Below are 18,124 nucleotides of genomic sequence, written 5' to 3'. Positions count from 1 at the left end.
CATGGCTCAGGCCTCCGTCTGGCGCGTGCGCGGGTCGAGGAATGCGTAGGCGATGTCGGCGAGGATGTTCGCCACCAGCACCGACAGGGTGATGACGAGGAAGACGCCCTGCATCAGCGCGTAGTCCTTCGCGTTCGTGGCATCCAGGAGCAGCTTGCCGACGCCGGGATAGCTGAAGACCATCTCCATCACGATCGTGCCGCCCACGATGAAGCCGATCGACAGCGCGAAGCTCTGGATCTGGGGCAGCACGGCGTTGCGGGCGGCGTAGCGCCACAGCACCCGCTGGTTCGGCATGCCCTTCGCCTGCGCGACGGTGATGTAGTCCTCATCGAGCACGGTGAGCATCATGTTGCGCATGCCGAGCATCCATCCGCCGAGCGAGGCGATCACGATCGTCAGCGCGGGAAGAGTGCCGTGATGGATGACCTGGCCGACGAACTCGAAGTTCCAGCCGGGCGCCATGCCGACGCCGTACGCCTTGCCGATCGGGAACCAGCCGAGGTTGACCGAGAACACCGCGATCGCGAGCAACCCGAGCCAGAAGTACGGGATCGTGCTGAGGAAGGTCGTGATCGGGATGAGCGACTCGAGCCTGCTGCCCCGACGCCATCCGATGACAGCGCCGCCGATGGTGCCGATCAGGAAGGACACGATGGTCGCGAAGCCGACCAGCCCCACCGTCCACGGCAGCGCTTGGGCGACGACCTCGGTGACGGGGCGCAGCCCGTGCAGCAGCGAGACGCCGAGATCACCCTGCAGCAGCAGACCCCAGTAGTCGAGGTACTGCTGGAAGAGCGACTTGTCGGTGTCGAGCCCGAGCAGCGAACGCAGCGCCTCGGCCGCCTCCGGCGACACGTTGCGGTTGCGCGAGAGGTACTGGCTGACGGCGTCGCCCTTCATCATGCGCGGCAGGAAGAAGTTGATCGTGAGCGCCGCCCACAGCGTGAAGAGATAGAACGCGGCGCGACCGCCGAGGAAGCGCCACGGGATGCGGGACCGGCCGGCGACGACCTTGGTCGCCGTCGTGCCGATCTCGACGGCATCGGCATCCGGCCGGGTCTCGAGGGTGGGGAGCTGGGGTTCGACGGCGGTCATCGTGCACCTCCGCGGGTGTCGGCGAAGAATCGTTCAGGGTCGGGGGAGGCTGCGCGCAGCTCCTGCGTGTACGGATCCTGCGGACGGAGGATGACGTCGTCGGCAGGACCGTGCTCGACGATGCGCCCCTGATTGAGCACCATGATCTCGTCGCTGAAGTGGCGGGCGGTGGCGAGGTCGTGCGTGATGTAGAGGACGCCCAGCCCCTCCTCGCGCTGCAGGTCGGAGAGCAGGTTCAGCACGCCGAGGCGGATGGAGACGTCGAGCATCGAGACCGGCTCGTCGGCGACGAGGATCTTGGGACGCGACGCGAGCGCGCGGGCGATCGCGACGCGCTGCCGCTGTCCGCCGGACAATTCGTGAGGACGGCGGTCGATCACGGCATCCGGAACCAACCGCACCCGCTCGAGGAGCCGGCGCACCTCTGCTTCGGTCTCGCCCTTCGGGACGACGTCGTCGAGGCGCAGCGGGCGCTCGAGGTGGTAGCGGATCGAGTGGTACGGGTTGAGGGACGCGAACGGGTCCTGGAAGACCATCCGCAATTGCTGCCGATAGGTCCGCAGTCCTCGGCCTCGGCGTGGAATCGGCGTGCCGTCGAGCAGCACCTCGCCGCTGGTCGGCGTCTCCAGCTGGGTGAGGATCTTCGCGATCGTCGACTTGCCACTGCCGGACTGTCCGACGAGGCCGATCGTCTGGCCGGAGGTGAGCGTGAAGCTCACGTCGTCGAGCGCCTTGAGCTGACCGGCGCCGCGGACGTTGTAGGTCTTCGTGACGTGGCGTACTTCGAGAGTGCTCATCGCACCACCACCCCCTTCTCTCCGGTGAGCCGTGGGAATGACGACAGCAGCGTCTTGGTGTATTCGTCCTGCGGGTCGTTCCAGATCCGCTCGGCCGTGTCGATCTCGACGATCTCGCCCTCGCGCATGATCGCGATGCGGTCGCTGATCTCGAGCAGCAGCGGAAGGTCGTGCGTGATGAAGATCACCGAGAAGCCGAACTCTTCGCGCAGCTGCGAGATCTGGCGGAGGATCTCGCGCTGCACGAGCACGTCCAGCGCGGTCGTCGGCTCGTCCATGACCATCAGCTGCGGCCGGAGGGCCAGAGCCATGGCGATCATGACGCGCTGGCGCATGCCGCCGGAGAGCTCATGCGGGAACGAGCGGGCGCGCTGCGCCCCGACCTTGACGATCTCGAGCAGCTCTGCGACGGCCTCTCGACGCTGCTTCCTGCTCATGTTCGGGCGGTGCACTTCGAAGACGTCCTCGAGCTGCGCACCGATCGTCGTCACGGGGTTCAGTGCGTTCATCGCACCCTGGAAGACCATCGAGATCTTGTCCCAGCGGAAGCGGCGCATCTGCTCCGCGCCGAGGGCGCTCACATCGATGTCGTCGCCTTCGGCGTCGTGGAAGACGACGGATCCGCTCGTGATCACCGCGGGCGCCTTGAGCAGACGCTGCACGCCGTACGCGAGCGTGGTCTTGCCGCAGCCGCTCTCGCCGGCGAGGCCGAGGATCTCGCCGCGCTGCAGCTCGAGGGTGACGTTCTTCACCGCCGCGACGGGCGGATCGACGTCGTACACGACCGAGAAGTCGCGGACGGACAGCAGGGGGTCTGGCATGGAGGTTCCTTGTCTGGGGACTACTGAGGCGACTTCGTCTCGCTCCGCTCGCTCAACGACCCGCAGGTCGTGCGGGTCGTTGAGCGAGGAGCGGAGCGACGAGTCGAAGCGTCGCTCCGCTCAGCATCCGTCGCCCTACTTCGCCTCGAGATTCGTCAGGATCTGCACGATGCCGGGCTGGGTCGGGTCGGCCGACGCGTACTGGTCGTCCTCGCTCGGCCATCCGACGTAATTGCGGGTGTTGAACTCGCCCAGCAGGGGGTGCGCGCCGAGCGGGATGGCCGGCACATTCTCGGCGAAGGCGGTCTGCAGCACTGCCGAAGCGGCGGCGCGCTCCTCATCGGAGGAGGCGTTGGCGTAGGTGTTCAGCGCCTCGGTGACAGCGGGGTCATCGAAGCGGCCGAAGTTGTACTGCGCCTTGCCGTCGACGATCCACTTCGGGTCCATGGTCGAGGTGTACAGGCCGTACACGTTGCCGGTGTCCTCGAGCCAGTGGATGATCGCCTGGAAGGTGCCTTCCTGACGGGCTGCGTCCCAGCCGCCCCAGTCGGGCTGGTCGACCTTGACCTCGATGCCGAGGGTCTCATCGAGCTCTTCGGCGAGGAGTGCCTGCTCGGTGTTCCAGTCGCTCCATCCGGCGGGAACCGAGACGGAGAACGACACGGCTTCGCCGTCGGGGTCCATGAGCTTGTCGCTCTTCCAGGTGTAGCCGGCGTCCGTGAGGATCTGCTTCGCCTTGTCGACGTCGACCGAGTACTCGGCATCCTGGTACTCCGGGATGATCTCGTCGGCGAGCAGCGTGCCGAGACCGGTCACGTTCCAGACGGCCTCGCTCGCACCCTCGCGGGCGATGTCGACGTAGGCGTCGCGGTCGATCGTCCAGGCCAGGGCCTCGCGCAGCGCGGGGTTGTTGAACGGCTTGGTCTGCAGGTTCATGAACAGCGTGCCGGCGCCGGCGGTCGGCGAGACGAGGAACTGGTTGTCGGGGTCGACCGACAGGTAGCTCTCCTCGATCTGGGGCAGGAACGCCTGGGCCCAGTCGGCCTCGCCCGATGCGAGAGCCGTGGTGAGGGCGGCGTTGTCACCGTACGAGACGTAGTGCAGCTCGGGAACCGAGAGCTCGCCGCCCCAGTAGTCCTCGTTCGCCGTCAGGGTGACCGATTCCGTGGTCCAGTTGTCGAGCACGTACGGGCCGGTGCCCACCGCGAGGCCCTCACCGGTGAGCGGGTCGGTGTTGGGGTCTTCGATGCTCTCCCAGATGTGCTTCGGGACGATCGGGGTGTGCAGCACCCGCGACTGGGCGGTGAACTTCGAGTCGGCGAACTTCAGCGTGACCTTGTCGCCGTCGACAGTCGCGCCCTCGTAGTGCAGTCCCTGAGAGTCGGCGAGCTTGCCGCTGAGGTACTGGTCGAACGTGAACACGATGTCATCGGCGGTGAACGGCTCGCCGTCGCTCCAGTTGACGCCGCTGCGCGGCACCACGGTGAGCTCGGTGTAGTCGTCGTTCCATTCGACCGACTCGGCGAGCCAGGGAGTGGTTCCGAGATCGCCGGTCGGGTTCACGAGAGCGAGCGGCTCGAAGATGACCTTGGCGTAGCCGTACTTCGATGCGGACGAGTCGCCGAGGTACGGGTTGTGCGACTCTGTGGTGATCGCCCCGTCGGGCTTGGCGATCGTGAGTGCGGCGGTGGACGAGCCGGATTCTCCGCCGCCGCCATCTGCGGCGGGCGAGCATCCGGCGAGCACGCCGATGCTGAGGGTCGCGATCGCGCCGATCGCGATCAGAGATCTGCTGAGCTTCATTGCTTCTCCTTGGACACGGGTCATTGTGCAGGTGCGGCACGCGTCGGTGTGACGCTCCAGCTTACTCATGAGAAAGTAAACTGAGGCGAGGTTACCGACAAGTAAGTAAGCTTGCAAGTACGAGATGCCAGACCGTTACACTCACCTCAGAGGGGGATGCCGTGGCCACAGAGAATTCGACGCGCACGCGCCCTGCGACAAGGCAGAAGCGCACAGACATCCTGGAAGCAGCAGTCGAGATCTTCGGCAACAAGGGATCGACGAACGGCACGCTCGCCGACGTCGCAGAGCAGGTGGGGATGACGCACGCCGGGGTGCTGCATCACTTCGGATCGAAGCAGAAGCTGCTGCTCGAGGTGCTCGCCTATCGCGACCAGGCCGACGTCGCCGAGCTGGTCGAGAAGCACATCCCCGGTGGGCCGGAGCTCTTCCTGCACCTGGTGCGCACGGCGTTCGCGAACGAGCGGCGCCCCGGCATCGTGCAGGCGTACACCGTACTCTCCAACGAATCCGCCCGCGATTTCTTCGAAGAGCGCTACACGACCCTCCGGCGCGAGGTCACCGAGGCGTTTCATGAACTGTGCGCGCAGGAGGGCGTGACCGAACCGGATACGGTGGCCGCGGCATCCGCCAGCATCCTGGCCGTCATGGACGGCCTGCAGCTGCAGTGGCTGCTGCATCCGGACATCGTCAAACTCGGTGAGGCGAGCGAGTTCGCGATCCGCGCGATCGTGAACTCCGTGCTGCATCCGGCACCCGAGTTGGAGACGTACGTCCGCGAGGCCGGACAGTAGGCTCAGCCCATGAGCATCGACCTCGAAGCGCTGTACATCGACCTGCACCAGCATCCTGAACTCTCCTTCCAGGAGACGCGCACGGCAGGCATCGCCGCCCAGCACCTGCGCGATCTCGGACTCGAAGTCGAAGAGGGCATCGGCATCACGGGCGTCGTCGGGGTGCTGCGCAACGGCGATGGGCCGACAGTCTGGGCGCGCGCCGATATGGACGCACTCCCCGTCGAGGAGCAGACCGGTCTCGCCTACGCCAGCACCGCGACCGGCGTCGACCCGGCCGGCCACACCGTCCCTGTCATGCACGCGTGCGGGCACGACATGCACGTCACCGCGATGATCGGTGCAGTGGAGCAACTCGTCGCGAGCCGGGACGAATGGTCGGGAACGCTCGTGGTCATCATCCAGCCGGCCGAGGAGTACGGTGCAGGCGCCAGAGCGATGCTGGATGCCGGCATCCTCGACCGCTATCCGAAGCCCGACATCGTGCTCGGACAGCACGTCACGCCTTTCGCCGCGGGCATCATCGGCGTGCGCAGCGGCACGCAGATGGCGGCATCCGACGGCCTCACCGTCACGCTGCACGGCCGCGGCGGACACGGATCCCGCCCGCACACGACCGTCGACCCGGTGGTGATGGCAGCGGCCACGGTGATGCGCCTGCAGACGATCGCCTCGCGTGAGACAGACCCGCAGGGTGTCGCCGTCGTCACAGTCGGCTCGATCCACGCCGGTCTGAAGAACAACATCATCCCCGCCGAGGCGACGCTCGAGCTCAGCCTGCGCTATCCGGACGACGAGGCCCGCGCGAACGTACTCGCGAGCGTGGAGCGGATCGTGCGGGCCGAGGCACTCGCATCCGGTGCCGAGCGCGAGCCCGAGATCCGCACCGACCACACGCTGCCGCCCACGATCAACGACGTGGATGCCGTGGCGCGGGTCACGACTGCGTTCCAGCGCGCCCTCGGAGAAGCCGCCGTGATCGACCCAGGGATGATCACGGGCAGCGAGGATGTCTCATGGTTCGCCCGTGATGCCGGCGCACCTCTGGTCTTCTGGTTCTGGGGCGGTGTCGACCCCGCGACATTCGCCGCGGCGGTCGCAGGCGGAACAGTCGCCCACGACATCCCCACCAACCACTCGCCGCTGTTCGCGCCTGAGATCCACCCGACGATCGAGGTCGGGGTCACCGCGATGGCGACCGCGGTGCGCGAGTTCCTCGGCTGAGCGGGCTACACCTCGACGACGCGAGGCGGGGGCGGCGGGTCCAGCTGACGCTGCGGCACGCCGTGCGCCTCGCGATGCAGCCGCTCCATGCGAGCATCGAGCTCTGCCGCGGCATCCGCAGCGTCTGACAGGCTGTCGACGAGATGTGACGGCACCTGGTTGGAGAACTTGTAGTAGATCTTGTGCTCGAGGCTCGCCCAGAAGTCCATCGCGATCGTGCGGAACTGCACCTCGACGGGCACCAGGAGCGGCCCGGTCGACAGGAACACCGGCACCTCGATGATGACGTGCAGGCTCTTGTACCCGTTGGGCTTCGGGTTCTTGATGTAGTCCTTCACGGCCCGCACCGTGATGTCGTCCTGCTGGGTGAGCAGGTCGAAGAGCTGGTACACATCGGCGACGAAACTGCAGGTCACGCGAACGCCGGCGATGTCGGTGATCTCGTCGCGGATGCGCTCGAAGTCGGGCTCCTCGATCCCCTTGCGGGCGATCTTCTCGACGATGCTGTCCGGAGTCTTGATCCGGCTCTTCACGTGCTCGATGGGGTTGTACGCGTGATCGTGCAGGAACTCGTCCCGCAGAATCGAGATCTTCGTCTCGACCTCTCGCATCCCGAACTCGTACTCGCGCAGGAACTTCTGGAATTCGTCACGGAGCTCGCGGGTCTGGCGGATATCGTCTTCGCTGACCTCGATGGTCGTCATGAGATCGACGTTACGCGAGCGTGATCAGAACGCGCTGTGCGTTTCGCTGTGGGCGGATGCCGTCGGCATGAGGATTTCGTATGGGTGGCAGGTTCGGGCGTAGGGATTCCGTAAGGATCCCGTGAGGACGGCGTGAAACGGCGTAGCGTCACGCATCGTGACAGAAGAAACGCGCGCACTTCCGGATGCTCCGCCGCTCGCGAAACGCATCCTCCTCGGCGACCCGCTCACCTCGAAGCAGGTCGACGACCAACTGCTGCCCAAGCGGATGGCACTGCCGATCTTCGCGTCGGATGCGCTGAGCTCAGTGGCCTACGCGCCGCAGGAACTCGTGATGATCCTGCTGATCGGCGGGCTCACCTTCCTGTCCTTCACGCCGCTGGTCGCGGTGTCGGTCATCGTGCTGCTGATCGTCGTGGTGCTCAGCTACCGGCAGCTCATCAAGGCGTACCCCTCCGGCGGCGGCGACTACGAGGTCGCGTCGAAGAACCTGGGCGAGATCCCCGGTGTGGTGGTCGCCGCTGCGCTGCTGGTCGACTACGTGCTCACAGTCGCTGTGTCGGTGGCATCCGGCGTCGACAACATCATCTCCGCCGTCCCCGGGCTGAACGCCTGGCGCGTCGAGCTCGCGGTCGGCTTCGTCATCCTCATCATCATCGTCAACCTGCGCGGCGTACGTGAGGCGTCGACGGTTTTCGCGATCCCGACCTATGTATTCATCGCATCCGTCGGATTCATGATCGTCACGGGTCTCATCCAGACGTTCCTCGGGAACGCCCCGGTGGCGTCGAGCGCCGAGTTCGCCGTGCACTCCGAGGATCTCAGTCAGGCGGCCGTCATCCTTCTGGTGCTCCGCGCGTTCTCCAGCGGATGCTCCGCCCTCACCGGCGTCGAGGCGGTCTCCAACGGAGTACCCGCATTCCGTACGCCGAAGGTGCGCAACGCGCAGGCGACGCTGGTGCTGATGGGTTCCATCGCGATCTGCCTGTTCGCCGGTCTCACCGCCCTCGCACTCATCACCGGTGTGCACTACGCCGAGAATCCGTGCGATCTGATCGGCTTCGACTGCTCGAACCCGCAGCCGAGCCTGATGGCGCAGATCGCGGCGGCGACGTTCGGTGGCGGCAGCATCCTGTTCTTCATCGTGCAGGCCGCCACGGCCTGTGTGCTGCTGCTCGCGGCGAACACCGCGTTCAACGGCTTCCCGCTGCTCGGTTCCGTACTCGCCCGCGACGGCTACGCGCCGAAGGCGCTGAACACGCGCGGCGACCGGCTCGTCTTCTCGAACGGGATGATCCTGCTGGGCATCGCCGCGATCGCCGTGCTGGTGGTGTTCCAGGCGCGTCTGACGACACTCATCCAGCTGTACATCATCGGCGTCTTCGTGTCGTTCTCGCTCGGCCAGATCGGGATGGTGCGGCACTGGCGGCGGGTCCTGCGGACGACGGCCTCAGGAAAGGCGGATGTCGACGTCGCGGTCGACGATGCCGCGGCATCCGATCGCCGGTCAGCACGGATCGGCCTGATCATCAACTCGGCCGGCGCAACCCTCACGATCCTGGTCCTGCTCATCGTGACGATCACGAAGTTCACGCACGGCGCGTACCTGGTGTTCTTCGCGATCCCGATCCTCGCCTTCCTCATGATGGGCGTGAAGCGCTATTACCGCGATGTCGAGCATGAGATCGCGGTCGATGACACGACGCACTTCGGCGCGAGCGGAGACGTGGCACTCGTGCTGGTCAGCAAGCTGCAGAAGCCGGTCATCAAGGCCATCGACTATGCGATCGCCGCGAAGCACGGGCAGACACTGGCCGTGCACATCGCGGTCGCCGACGATGATGCGGAGCACCTGCAGCAGGAGTGGGCCGAGCACCGCATCCCGATTCCGCTGGTCATCGTGGAATCGCCCTACCGGTCATTCGCTCAGCCGGTCGCGCAGTTCATCAAGCAGTACCGGCAGAAGCACGGCGCCTCGGTCGTCACGGTCTACCTGCCGCAGTACATCGTCGGCCACTGGTGGGAGAGCTTCCTGCACAACCGACGCGCGCGCCGCATGGCCAACCAGCTGATGCTCGTGCACGGCGTCTCGATCACGCTGGTGCCGTGGTTGCTCGACTCGTCCGAGCTGATCTACGGGCGGCGGTCGCGGCCGGTTCCTGGGCAGGAGCGCGCGGGTCGTCCGGTCCTCACCTCCACCACCGGACGCCGTGCGCACCGACCCGCCGGGCCGCCGGCCGAGGACTGAGAGCTGAGAGCTGATTCGCCCCGGGATTCTCACGCCCGGGTTTCTCACGCCCGGGTTTCTCACGCCCGGGATTCTCACGCCCGGGATTCTCGCGCCCGGGTTTCTTATCCGGGTGCGGGTTGTCGTTGGTGTGGGCTTCGGGTGGGGTGCCAGTGCTGGTGGGGGTCCCACCAGGCGGGGCCGCGAACTTCGGGCACGCCGTGGTTCATCCGGATCACCCACTCGGTCAGGTGCAGGGTCCGGTGATGCCACCAGCACAGCAGCACCCCGTTGTCGGTATGCGTCGGGCCGCTGGCTGCGTGTTCTTGCACGTGATGCACCTCGCACCAGGTCGCGGGGATCGTGCACCCCGGGATCACACACCCGCCGTCACGGATGGTGATCGCGCGGCGTTGCAGGGCGTTGAAGATCCGACCACTGGTGCCGATCGATACGATCCGGCCCCGGTCATCGAACAGGATCCGTTGAATCCCGCCCGCGCACCCGGTCTGCAGCGCCGCAGACAACGGGACCAGGTCACCGGTGTGCCCGATCTGCGCCCACCCGTGCCCCGCCGCAAGATCCGCCGCGGTCGCCGCGACGGTGAGCGTCGGCGCGGCACCACCGAGGTGCGGGAACAAGTCGGTGCGGGCCGCAGTGTTCAGGATCGCCGCCAGCGCATCGTGCATCTTCTGCCCGCGCGTGCGGGTGTCCGTGAAGACGGGGCCGTCAGCGGCTGCGTCGTCACGCTCAACTGACGGCTCGAACCGCACACCGCCACCTGTTGACGCGCCACCGTCTGATCCTGCGCTGCATGACTCGTCGTCGTTCTCCGGGTCCTCCGCCCCGTTCACTTTCGGGTTCAGGAGGCTGTCGATCAGCAGACTCAGTTGCGCGGCCACTTCGGGGAGGAGGCTGCCGCGTACCGGGGAGGCGCCGTCCTTGACCTTCCCGATCGAGAAGTATCGTCCGCGCATCGCGGCCTCTTCGGCCGGTTCCGCACCATCCGGGTCCAGATACGCGACCATCACCCGAGCGAGCATCCCCAGGTCTTCCGGCAACGGGATCGGACGCGGCGCCTCGTCGTCCGCGCCGGCGTCGATGCCGCGGGCGAAGTCCGCGAGTTGCCGGTCGGCCTCGACCCGGTTCTGATCGGTGATGCGGCGGGCGGACTGCTCGATCGGATCTGTCGCGGCCAACAACCCCGCCAGCCCCAGGCCGCCCTCGACCATCACCTCGCGCAGCGCCTGATACCGGGCCGGAAGGAACACCCCGTCCGTGATCCCGACATCCCGGCGCACCAGGCGTGCCGCCCGGACCAGCCGGGTGGCACCCCGCGTGTCCGTGCCGGTCAGTATCCGCACGAGATCCGCGGGCTTGGAGCACCCGTACCGGGTCGTCATCCGTTCGTCCTTCACCCCGGCGGAGCGGTCGCAGACCTGCACGGTGGCCTCGACCTGCAGGCCTTCCACCCGTCGTTGGATCCGACCCGACACGGCAAGCAGCTCCGCAGCATCCACATCCGACAACCCCGGGATCACCTCCGCACCGAACGCATCACGCGCCACGGAATCGAGGGACTCCTCGAGTTCCCGAAGCCGAGCAACGATGCTGTTCATACCACCCATTCAACACCGGGCCACAGACATTCCACCCCGCTTTTCAGGCTGATCAGACAACTATTCCGAACAATCTTCCTGCTTTTCCATTCGCGTTGGATCTACGCTGGAACGATGACCGATCCGCAGCGCAGCGATCCATGGCCGATCCGCACCTCGCGAGTCGAGATCCGGGCCTGCTCACCGGATGATCTCGAAGCGCTCTGGGAGTTCCGCCGGCTCCCCGAGGTCAACCGTTGGCTCGGTGTCGCGCCGACCACCCTCGAGGATTTCCGCGAGCGCTACCTCGAACCCGACCGTCTCTCCGCGACCTTCGTGATCGAGCTGCTGCCGACGTCCGACACTGAACGGACGGTGATCGGCGACCTCATGGTGCGCATCCAGGACGCGTGGGCGCAGCTTGAGGTCGCGGACGAAGCCAAGGGCGTGCAGGCCGAACTCGGCTGGGCTCTCGACCCGGCTTTCGCCGGGCGCGGTTACGCCACCGAGGCGGTCAGAGCCGCGATCGACGTGTGCTTCGGCTCACTGGGCCTGTACCGCGTGCATGCCGGATGCTTCGCCGACAACGAACCGTCGTGGCGGCTGATGGAGCGCATCGGGATGCGCCGTGAGGAGTTCAGCCGCAAGACCGCCCTGCATCGCTCGGGTGAATGGATGGACGGGATGAACTACGGACTCCTCGCGGAAGAATGGCCCGCGGCATCCTGACCCATGCAGTCGTAAGCATTCCGCGAGCGTTCAGCGCCGGTCCGTATGGATTGCGTGAGGATTCCGCGCCTGCGCTGCGTTTGCGCGTAATGTCGTTCCCTGGCTGCTCGATTCCTCCGAGATCCGGCCGATCCCGGAAGCAGAGGATGCAGGGAACGGAGGATCATGAGCGCTGAACGGATGCCGGACACCGCCGCCTCGACGGGCGTGCCACTGCCGAGTCCCCGATCCAGCGGCCTCGGTACCGGCGCCCTCGGCTGGCGGCGCGAGGTCGCCGGATTCGCCACTGCCGTCATCGCGGGACCCCTTCTCTCATGGCTGTTGTTCGCCCTGCGCAGCCAGGAGTCGATCACTTACGAGGTGCTGTCATTTCAGCTTCTGGTTGTCGTCGTCGCGATCATCGGCGGGCTGCGGCCCGCTGTGTTCACGGCGGTGCTCTCCGGAGTCACACTCGATCTGCTGTTCGTGGCCCCTGTGTTCACGATCGCGATCGACCACCCGCTTCATATCGTCGCTCTCGCGCTGTACGTGATCATCGCGGTGCTGGTGGGGCTCATCGTCGTCCAGGCCGCCAACCGCGCTCGCGCCGCCCGCCGCGCCACGGCGGAGGCTGAGCTGCTCGTCTCCGTCGCCGGCAACGTGCTCCGCGGCGATAGCGCCGTGCTCGCACTCATCACCCGCACCCGCGAGGCGTTCGGATTGAGCGGCGTACGGCTCGTCGGCGCTGACGGCGAGGTCCTCGCCCGCGATGGTGAACCTGTCCGCGATGGCCGAGAGACCACGATTCCGGTCGGATGGAGCTCGGGCAGTGGCCCACGTGCCTTCCTGGAACTGCACGGCGGACCGCTCGATGCACCGTCACGTCGATTGGTCGAGGTGATCGTGGCACAACTGTCTGCCGCGATCGAACACACCGACCTCAGCGCCACCGCCGGCGAGGCGAAGACACTCGCGGAGACCGACCGAGTGCGCAGCGCTCTGCTGTCCGCACTCAGTCACGATCTTCGTCGTCCGCTCTCCGCAGCCGTCGCCGCCATCGGCGGGCTGCGCGGAGTGCATGGGCTCTCGGAACCCGATCGTGAAGAACTACTGGCCACCGCCGACGAGAGTCTGTCGACGCTGTCCAGGCTGATCACCGACCTGCTGGATGTCAGCAGAGTGCAAGCGGGAGTGCTCGCTGTCTCGGCCACCCGAGTCGACGCGGAAGCCAGCATCCTGTCCGCGCTCGACGAACTTCGTCTCGGTCCGGATGACGTCGCACTCGCCCTGGATCCGGACCTTCCGGGGCTGCATGCTGATCCGGTGCTGCTGCAGAGGGTTCTCGTGAATCTGCTCGCGAATGCGCTCGCGCATTCACCTGAAGGCAGTCGTGTCACTGTCGCAGCGCACCTCGTGGGAGAGCGGGCCGAGATCCGCATCATCGATCGCGGCGAGGGCGTGCCAACTGAACGCCAGAGCAGCATCTTCCAGCCGTTCCAGCGCTACGGCGACACCGACAACACGACCGGACTCGGCCTGGGACTCGCCCTCTCGAAGGGCTTCACGGAGGGGATGGGCGGTAGCCTGACTCCGGAGGACACCCCCGGTGGCGGCCTCACGATGGTCATCTCCCTGCCGCTGGCCGCTGGCGAGTCCGACATCCAGGAGGCGGAGTGAAGCTGCTCATCGCCGACGACGATCCGCAGATGGTGCGCGCACTCCGGATCACCCTTGCGGCGCACGGCTACGACATCGTGGCGGCCGCAGACGGTGCCGCCGCGATCGCCGCCGCCGCGCAGACCCACCCTGACATCATCCTTCTCGATCTCGGGATGCCCAGACTCGACGGCATCGAGGTGATCCATGCCCTGCGCGGCTGGACGACGGCGCCCATCATCGTGGTCTCCGGTCGCACCGGCTCGGCGGACAAGGTGGAGGCCCTCGACGCCGGCGCGGACGACTTCGTCACGAAACCCTTCCAGGTCGATGAGTTGCTCGCGCGGCTGCGGGCGTTGTCGCGCCGCGCTGCGCCCGCGACCGGCGAGTCGACCGTGCGCTTCGGCGACGTCGTGATCGACCTGGCCGCCAAAGCCGTGACCCGCTCCGGCGCCAGGGTGCACCTGACTCCGACCGAGTGGCGGATGCTGGAGCACCTCGCCCGCAACCCAGGCGCCCTCGTCACCCGCCAGGACCTGCTGAAGGGGATCTGGGGCAGCGAGCAGGTGTCCGACTCCGGCTACCTGCGGCTGTACATGTCGCAGCTGCGCAAGAAGCTCGAGGCGTCGCCCGCTGAGCCTGCGCATCTGCTGACCGAGTCGGGAATGGGCTACCGGCTGGTGCTCTGAGTCACGTGTCGCGCGAGCGCCAGAGCAGCCACACGAAGTACGGCGCGCCCAGCAGCGCGACGACGAGACCGGCCGGCAGCTGCTCGGGCGCGATGATCGTGCGGCCGATCGTGTCGGCGGCACCCACCAGCAGCGCGCCCAGCAGCACCGCGACCGGGATCACCCGAGTGTGCCGGGAGCCGACCAGTGCGCGGGCGGCGTGAGGGGCGACGAGCCCGACAAAGCCGATCACGCCGACCGCCGTGACGCTGAGCGCGGCCAGCACCGCCGCGGCGATGAGCATGATCATGCGCGTGCGTTCGACGCCGATGCCGATCAGGCGCGGGGTGTCCTCGTCGAGCGCGAGCACGTCGGCCTCGCGGCGCACCGCGAAGGCGAGCGGCAGGGCGATGATCAGCACGATGGCGACGGGGATGACCTGCTCCCAGACGCGCCCATAGGTCGTGCCGGAGAGCCAGGTGTAGATCTTCGGGGTGTCCCACGGGTTGGCGCGCAGCAGCAGGAACGTGGTCAGCGCCGAGGCGCCGTACGAGACGCCGATGCCGATGAGTATGAAGCGGTCGGCGTTCAGGCCACCCCGCCAGGCGAGCAGGTACACGAGCGCGAAGGCGAGCAGCGCGCCGACGACAGCAGCCGCGATCATGCCTGCGGTGGAGGCGACAGCGCTGGTCACGATGATCACGGCACCCAGGCCCGCACCGCCCGTCACTCCGAGGATGCCAGGATCGGCGAGCGGGTTGCGGCTGACGGCCTGGATGAGGGTTCCGGCGAGGGCGAGGGCGGCGCCGGCGCACATCGCCGCTGCGACGCGCGGTGCACGTTCGGAGAGCGCGAAGGCGATCTGCGGCGGAGCCTGTCCCTGCAGCCACAGCATCACGTCGCCGGTGAGCAGCGCGGTGTGCCCGAGCAACAGTCCGACCAGTCCGATGGCGACCACTGCGACCCCTGCGATCACGAGCACGAGCCGGAAACGGGCAACGCTCCGCACGCCGAAGCGCACCTTCGGGGGCTCTCTGGTGGGGCCGGCATCGCGCAGGCGCCGCGCCATGAGCACGAGCACGAGCGCGCCGAGCAGCGTCGTGGCCACACCGGTGGGGATGCTGATCGCCTGCTCCGCGCCGAGGATCGCCCTGAGGACGGCATCCGAAACGATCACGACGAGCGCACCGATGAGCCCGGATGCCGGGAGGAGGAGGATGTGACGACTGAGCCCTGGGACGACACGGGTGAGCAGCCGCGCGAGGACAGGGGCGCACAGCCCGACGAAGCCGAGCGGGCCGGCGAGCGTGACCGAGACGGCGGTCAGCGCGACGCCGAAGAGGATGCCGATGGCCCGCGTCGAACGGATCGGGATGCCGAGGGAGGAGGCGGTGTCATCGCCGAGAGCCAGCACGTCGAACCGGCGGGCGAGCAGCAGAGAGGCCGCCAGCACGAGCACGACGACCGGGGCCGCCTGCAGGAAGGCGTCCAGTTTGAGCTGCGTCAGCGAACCGCTCCCCCAGGCCAGCAGCCCCTTGGTCTCCTCGGAGAACAGGATGAGCAGCGTGGACGATCCGGCCTGGAAGGCCATCGCCAGTGCGGAGCCGGCGAGCACGAGCCGTGTGGTCGACGACGCCGCACCGCCGGCAAGGCCGAGCACGATCACGGCGCCGACGAGACCGCCGATGAAGGCCACTGTCCCCGATGCCCAGATCGGCAGTGCGATGCCGAACGCGGCGATCACGGTGACAGCCAGATACGAGCCGGCCGTCACACCGAGCGTGTCGGGTGATGCGAGCGCATTGCGCGACAGCGACTGCAGCAGGGTGCCGGCGACGCCCAGCGCGACGCCGACCGTGACGCCGGCGGCGAGACGCGGGATCCGCGACCCCCACAGCACCGTCTCGTCGGCGAAGACCGCCCCACTCGTGCCCTGCGTGAGGTGCCACAGCGCAGCGAGGACGAGAAGTACGGCGAGGGCGATCAGCGCACCCACCGCGCCGAGGCGCGCGGCGCGGCGGACGGGAGCGGCCGGCGCCTCCGCCTGGGTGCCGCGCGCCTCGGTTAGCGTCACTGGTTCAGCGTCACTTGCTCAGTGCCGCGACGTACGCGTCGATGATCTGCTGCGCCGAGCGGGGGCCGCCGAAGGTCCAGATACCCGCCGGGAAGCTGTAGATGCGCTCCTCCGCCACGGCCGGCACGGTCTTCCAGATGCTGTTGCCGTCGAGGGCTGCGAGGAACTCGTCCGAGTCGTCGCCCACGGTGCCGGTGTGCAGCAGGGTGGCGTCGCCGACGGCGAGCATGCCCTCGATGTCGGTCTGACCGAGGCCGTACGCCGCGTCGACCTCGCCGGTCCACGCATTCGTGAGACCGAGCTCCTCGCCCAGCTCGCCGATCAGCGATCCCTGTCCGAAGGGCCGAAGTGCGACGTTGCCACCGTCGATCCAGCCGTCGAAGAACACGAAGTCGGTGGTGGGCAGGTCGGCGTCCGCGAGCGCGCCCTTGGCATCTGCGAGGTAGGCGTCGAACTCGTCCTTCACGACGTCGGCGCGCTCTTCACGCCCGGTGGCCTCGGCGATCAGGTCGAACGTGGCGAGCATCTTCGCGATCGGGTCGGCGGCATCAGCGCCGATCGTGGCGATCACCGGCACGTCGTAGGCCTCGAGCTGGGAGATGATCTCGTCGTCGGCACCGGTCGCCTCGACGATCACGAGGTCGGGGTTCGTCGCGAACAGCGCGTCGAGGTTCGGCTCCTGCCGCGTGCCGACATCGACCACGCCCTCGGGAAGCGCCTCTGCGGTGTCCCAGGTCGTGTAACCCTCGGCATCCGCCACGGCGACCGGCGTCACGCACAGGGTCAAGGTGTCTTCGATCTGCTGCCACTCGAGCACGGCGACGCGCTCGGCGGGCTTTTCCAACTCGACCGTGCGTCCGAAATCGTCGGTCAGCGTGACCGGATCGGTCGAGGTGGTGGTCTCATCCGCAGCGCAGTCCTCACTCGCCACGGATTCCGGCGCGGCGGTGTCCTGCGCGGCGACGTCAGTGGTGCCGCATCCGGACAGCGCCAGCACCAGGATGCCGGCGGTCGCGAGCGCGATGATCGGGGTCTTCTTCATGCTTCCTCTGTTCACTCGTCCTGTGTTCATGACATCGATGCGTCGACGAGACGCCGCTGCTGGTGCCGCCCGCGCGGCAGTACGCGGACGTGCCCTGTGTCTTCGTCGACGACGGTGTCGATGTGCAGTCCGTACACCTCGGAGAGATTCTCGGAGGTGAGTACTTCAGAGGGAAGGCCGCTGGCGCGGACCCGACCGTTGTGCAGCAGGATGACCTCGTCTGCGACGGAGGCCGCGTGCCCGAGATCGTGGAGAACCACGCCCAGTGCCGTGCCCCGATCGGCGAGATCGCGGACCAGGTCGAGAGTCTCGATCTGATAGCGCAGGTCGAGATGGTTGGTCGGCTCGTCCAGGAGCAGGATGCCGGTGTCCTGAGCAAGACACGTCGCGAGCCACACGCGCTGCAGTTCTCCGCCGGAGAGTTCGTCCACGGCACGGTGAGCCATATCGACGAGGCCGGCCAGTGCCAATGCACTGTCGATGGCCGCGCGATCGGCATCGCTCACCCCGGAGAAGCGCGCGCGATGCGGGTGCCGTCCGAACGCGACGACATCGCGGATCTCGAGGCCGGATGGATGCGGCCTCGACTGCGACAGCATCGCGACGGTGCGCGCGAACTCGCGGGCCGAAAGCGCCCGTGCTTCGGAGGCGCCGACGTGGACCGTGCCGCCATCGACAGGATGGAGCCGGGCGAGCGCCCGCAGCACGGTCGATTTGCCGCTTCCGTTCGGGCCGATGAGGGCGGTGACAGCACCGGGGCGGAGCTGCAGGGACACGTCGTGCACGACGCGGTCCTTGCGGTAACCCAGCGCCAGATTCTCGCCACGGAGGACACCCTCGGAGGTGCGAAGAAGATCTGAGCTCACGTTAGGAGAGCCTAACCTATATCTTTATTCCTCGAGATTTGTTA

General features: G+C 67.3%; 14 protein-coding genes and 1 pseudogene. 6 read left to right on the top strand and 9 right to left on the bottom strand.

The window, feature by feature from the left end; translation table 11 throughout:
* Positions 1-6: 6 nt before the first annotated feature.
* The 4 genes and pseudogenes from IEV67_RS06365 to IEV67_RS06350 all read right to left on the bottom strand — a co-directional run bounded on the left by IEV67_RS06365 (position 7) and on the right by IEV67_RS06350 (position 4,519).
* Entirely contained in the window at positions 7-1,098 is a 1,092-nt protein-coding gene (locus IEV67_RS06365; protein ID WP_188435667.1) for an ABC transporter permease, read from the bottom strand.
* A pseudogene (locus tag IEV67_RS06360) lies at positions 1,095-1,793 on the bottom strand (ABC transporter ATP-binding protein); the annotation flags it as partial. The pseudogene IEV67_RS06360 and the gene IEV67_RS06365, both read right to left, overlap by 4 nt.
* A gap of 98 nt (positions 1,794-1,891) precedes the next feature.
* Positions 1,892-2,716: an ABC transporter ATP-binding protein gene (locus IEV67_RS06355; RefSeq protein WP_188435665.1), complete on the bottom strand. Its 825-nt coding sequence runs from the start codon at positions 2,714-2,716 to the stop codon at positions 1,892-1,894.
* A gap of 135 nt (positions 2,717-2,851) precedes the next feature.
* Entirely contained in the window at positions 2,852-4,519 is a 1,668-nt protein-coding gene (locus IEV67_RS06350; protein WP_188435664.1) for an ABC transporter substrate-binding protein, read from the bottom strand.
* Positions 4,520-4,680: 161 nt separating this feature from the next.
* Here IEV67_RS06350 and IEV67_RS06345 point away from each other — a divergent pair, with 161 nt between their 5' ends.
* Both IEV67_RS06345 and IEV67_RS06340 read left to right on the top strand, forming a co-directional pair.
* Complete coding sequence (locus IEV67_RS06345; RefSeq protein ID WP_188435663.1) at positions 4,681-5,313, top strand: TetR/AcrR family transcriptional regulator; 633 nt, start codon at positions 4,681-4,683, stop codon at positions 5,311-5,313.
* 9 nt (positions 5,314-5,322) lie between these two features.
* On the top strand, positions 5,323-6,537 hold the full coding sequence (locus tag IEV67_RS06340) for an amidohydrolase (protein WP_188435662.1): 1,215 nt from the start codon (positions 5,323-5,325) through the stop codon (positions 6,535-6,537).
* Positions 6,538-6,542: 5 nt separating this feature from the next.
* On the opposite strand, the gene IEV67_RS06335 is transcribed toward IEV67_RS06340, so the two are convergent.
* Positions 6,543-7,241 (bottom strand): GTP pyrophosphokinase, encoded by a 699-nt coding sequence (locus IEV67_RS06335; protein ID WP_188435661.1) that lies wholly within the window; start codon positions 7,239-7,241, stop codon positions 6,543-6,545.
* Positions 7,242-7,398: 157 nt separating this feature from the next.
* On the opposite strand from IEV67_RS06335, the gene IEV67_RS06330 reads away from it, so the two are divergent.
* Positions 7,399-9,489 carry an APC family permease gene (locus tag IEV67_RS06330; protein WP_188435660.1) on the top strand — a complete coding sequence of 697 codons (2,091 nt, stop codon included), beginning with the start codon at positions 7,399-7,401 and terminating at the stop codon, positions 9,487-9,489.
* Positions 9,490-9,593: 104 nt separating this feature from the next.
* On the opposite strand, the gene IEV67_RS06325 is transcribed toward IEV67_RS06330, so the two are convergent.
* A complete protein-coding gene (locus tag IEV67_RS06325; protein ID WP_188435659.1) occupies positions 9,594-11,087 on the bottom strand; it encodes an HNH endonuclease signature motif containing protein in 1,494 nt (497 codons plus the stop codon).
* Positions 11,088-11,201: 114 nt separating this feature from the next.
* Between IEV67_RS06325 and IEV67_RS06320 the strand changes: the two genes are divergently transcribed.
* From IEV67_RS06320 to IEV67_RS06310, 3 genes are all read left to right on the top strand, one after another.
* Complete coding sequence (locus IEV67_RS06320) at positions 11,202-11,795, top strand: GNAT family N-acetyltransferase (RefSeq protein WP_188435658.1); 594 nt, start codon at positions 11,202-11,204, stop codon at positions 11,793-11,795.
* Positions 11,796-11,960: 165 nt separating this feature from the next.
* Positions 11,961-13,451: a sensor histidine kinase gene (locus IEV67_RS06315; RefSeq protein WP_188435657.1), complete on the top strand. Its 1,491-nt coding sequence runs from the start codon at positions 11,961-11,963 to the stop codon at positions 13,449-13,451.
* Entirely contained in the window at positions 13,448-14,119 is a 672-nt protein-coding gene (locus IEV67_RS06310) for a response regulator (RefSeq protein ID WP_188435656.1), read from the top strand. Before IEV67_RS06315 ends, IEV67_RS06310 begins: the two co-directional genes overlap by 4 nt.
* Position 14,120: 1 nt before the next feature.
* Here the strand turns inward: IEV67_RS06310 and IEV67_RS06305 are convergent, their stop codons facing one another.
* From IEV67_RS06305 to IEV67_RS06295, 3 genes are read right to left on the bottom strand one after another with little or no spacing between them, the layout of a single operon-like run.
* On the bottom strand, positions 14,121-16,172 hold the full coding sequence (locus IEV67_RS06305; RefSeq protein WP_188435655.1) for an iron ABC transporter permease: 2,052 nt from the start codon (positions 16,170-16,172) through the stop codon (positions 14,121-14,123).
* Between the two features lie 10 nt (positions 16,173-16,182).
* Positions 16,183-17,214, bottom strand: coding sequence for an ABC transporter substrate-binding protein (locus IEV67_RS06300; protein ID WP_188435654.1), 1,032 nt, complete (start codon positions 17,212-17,214; stop codon positions 16,183-16,185).
* 26 nt (positions 17,215-17,240) lie between these two features.
* The gene (locus IEV67_RS06295; RefSeq protein ID WP_188435653.1) at positions 17,241-18,080 is read right to left on the bottom strand and encodes an ABC transporter ATP-binding protein; all 840 of its coding nucleotides are present in this window, start codon (positions 18,078-18,080) and stop codon (positions 17,241-17,243) included.
* Positions 18,081-18,124: the final 44 nt, after the last annotated feature.

The sequence above is a fragment of the Microbacterium murale genome (assembly GCF_014635185.1).
GTDB classification, from domain to species: domain Bacteria; phylum Actinomycetota; class Actinomycetes; order Actinomycetales; family Microbacteriaceae; genus Microbacterium; species Microbacterium murale.
The sequence above is the reverse complement of the archived record's forward strand: the minus strand, read 5'-3'. Positions and strand labels throughout refer to the sequence as shown.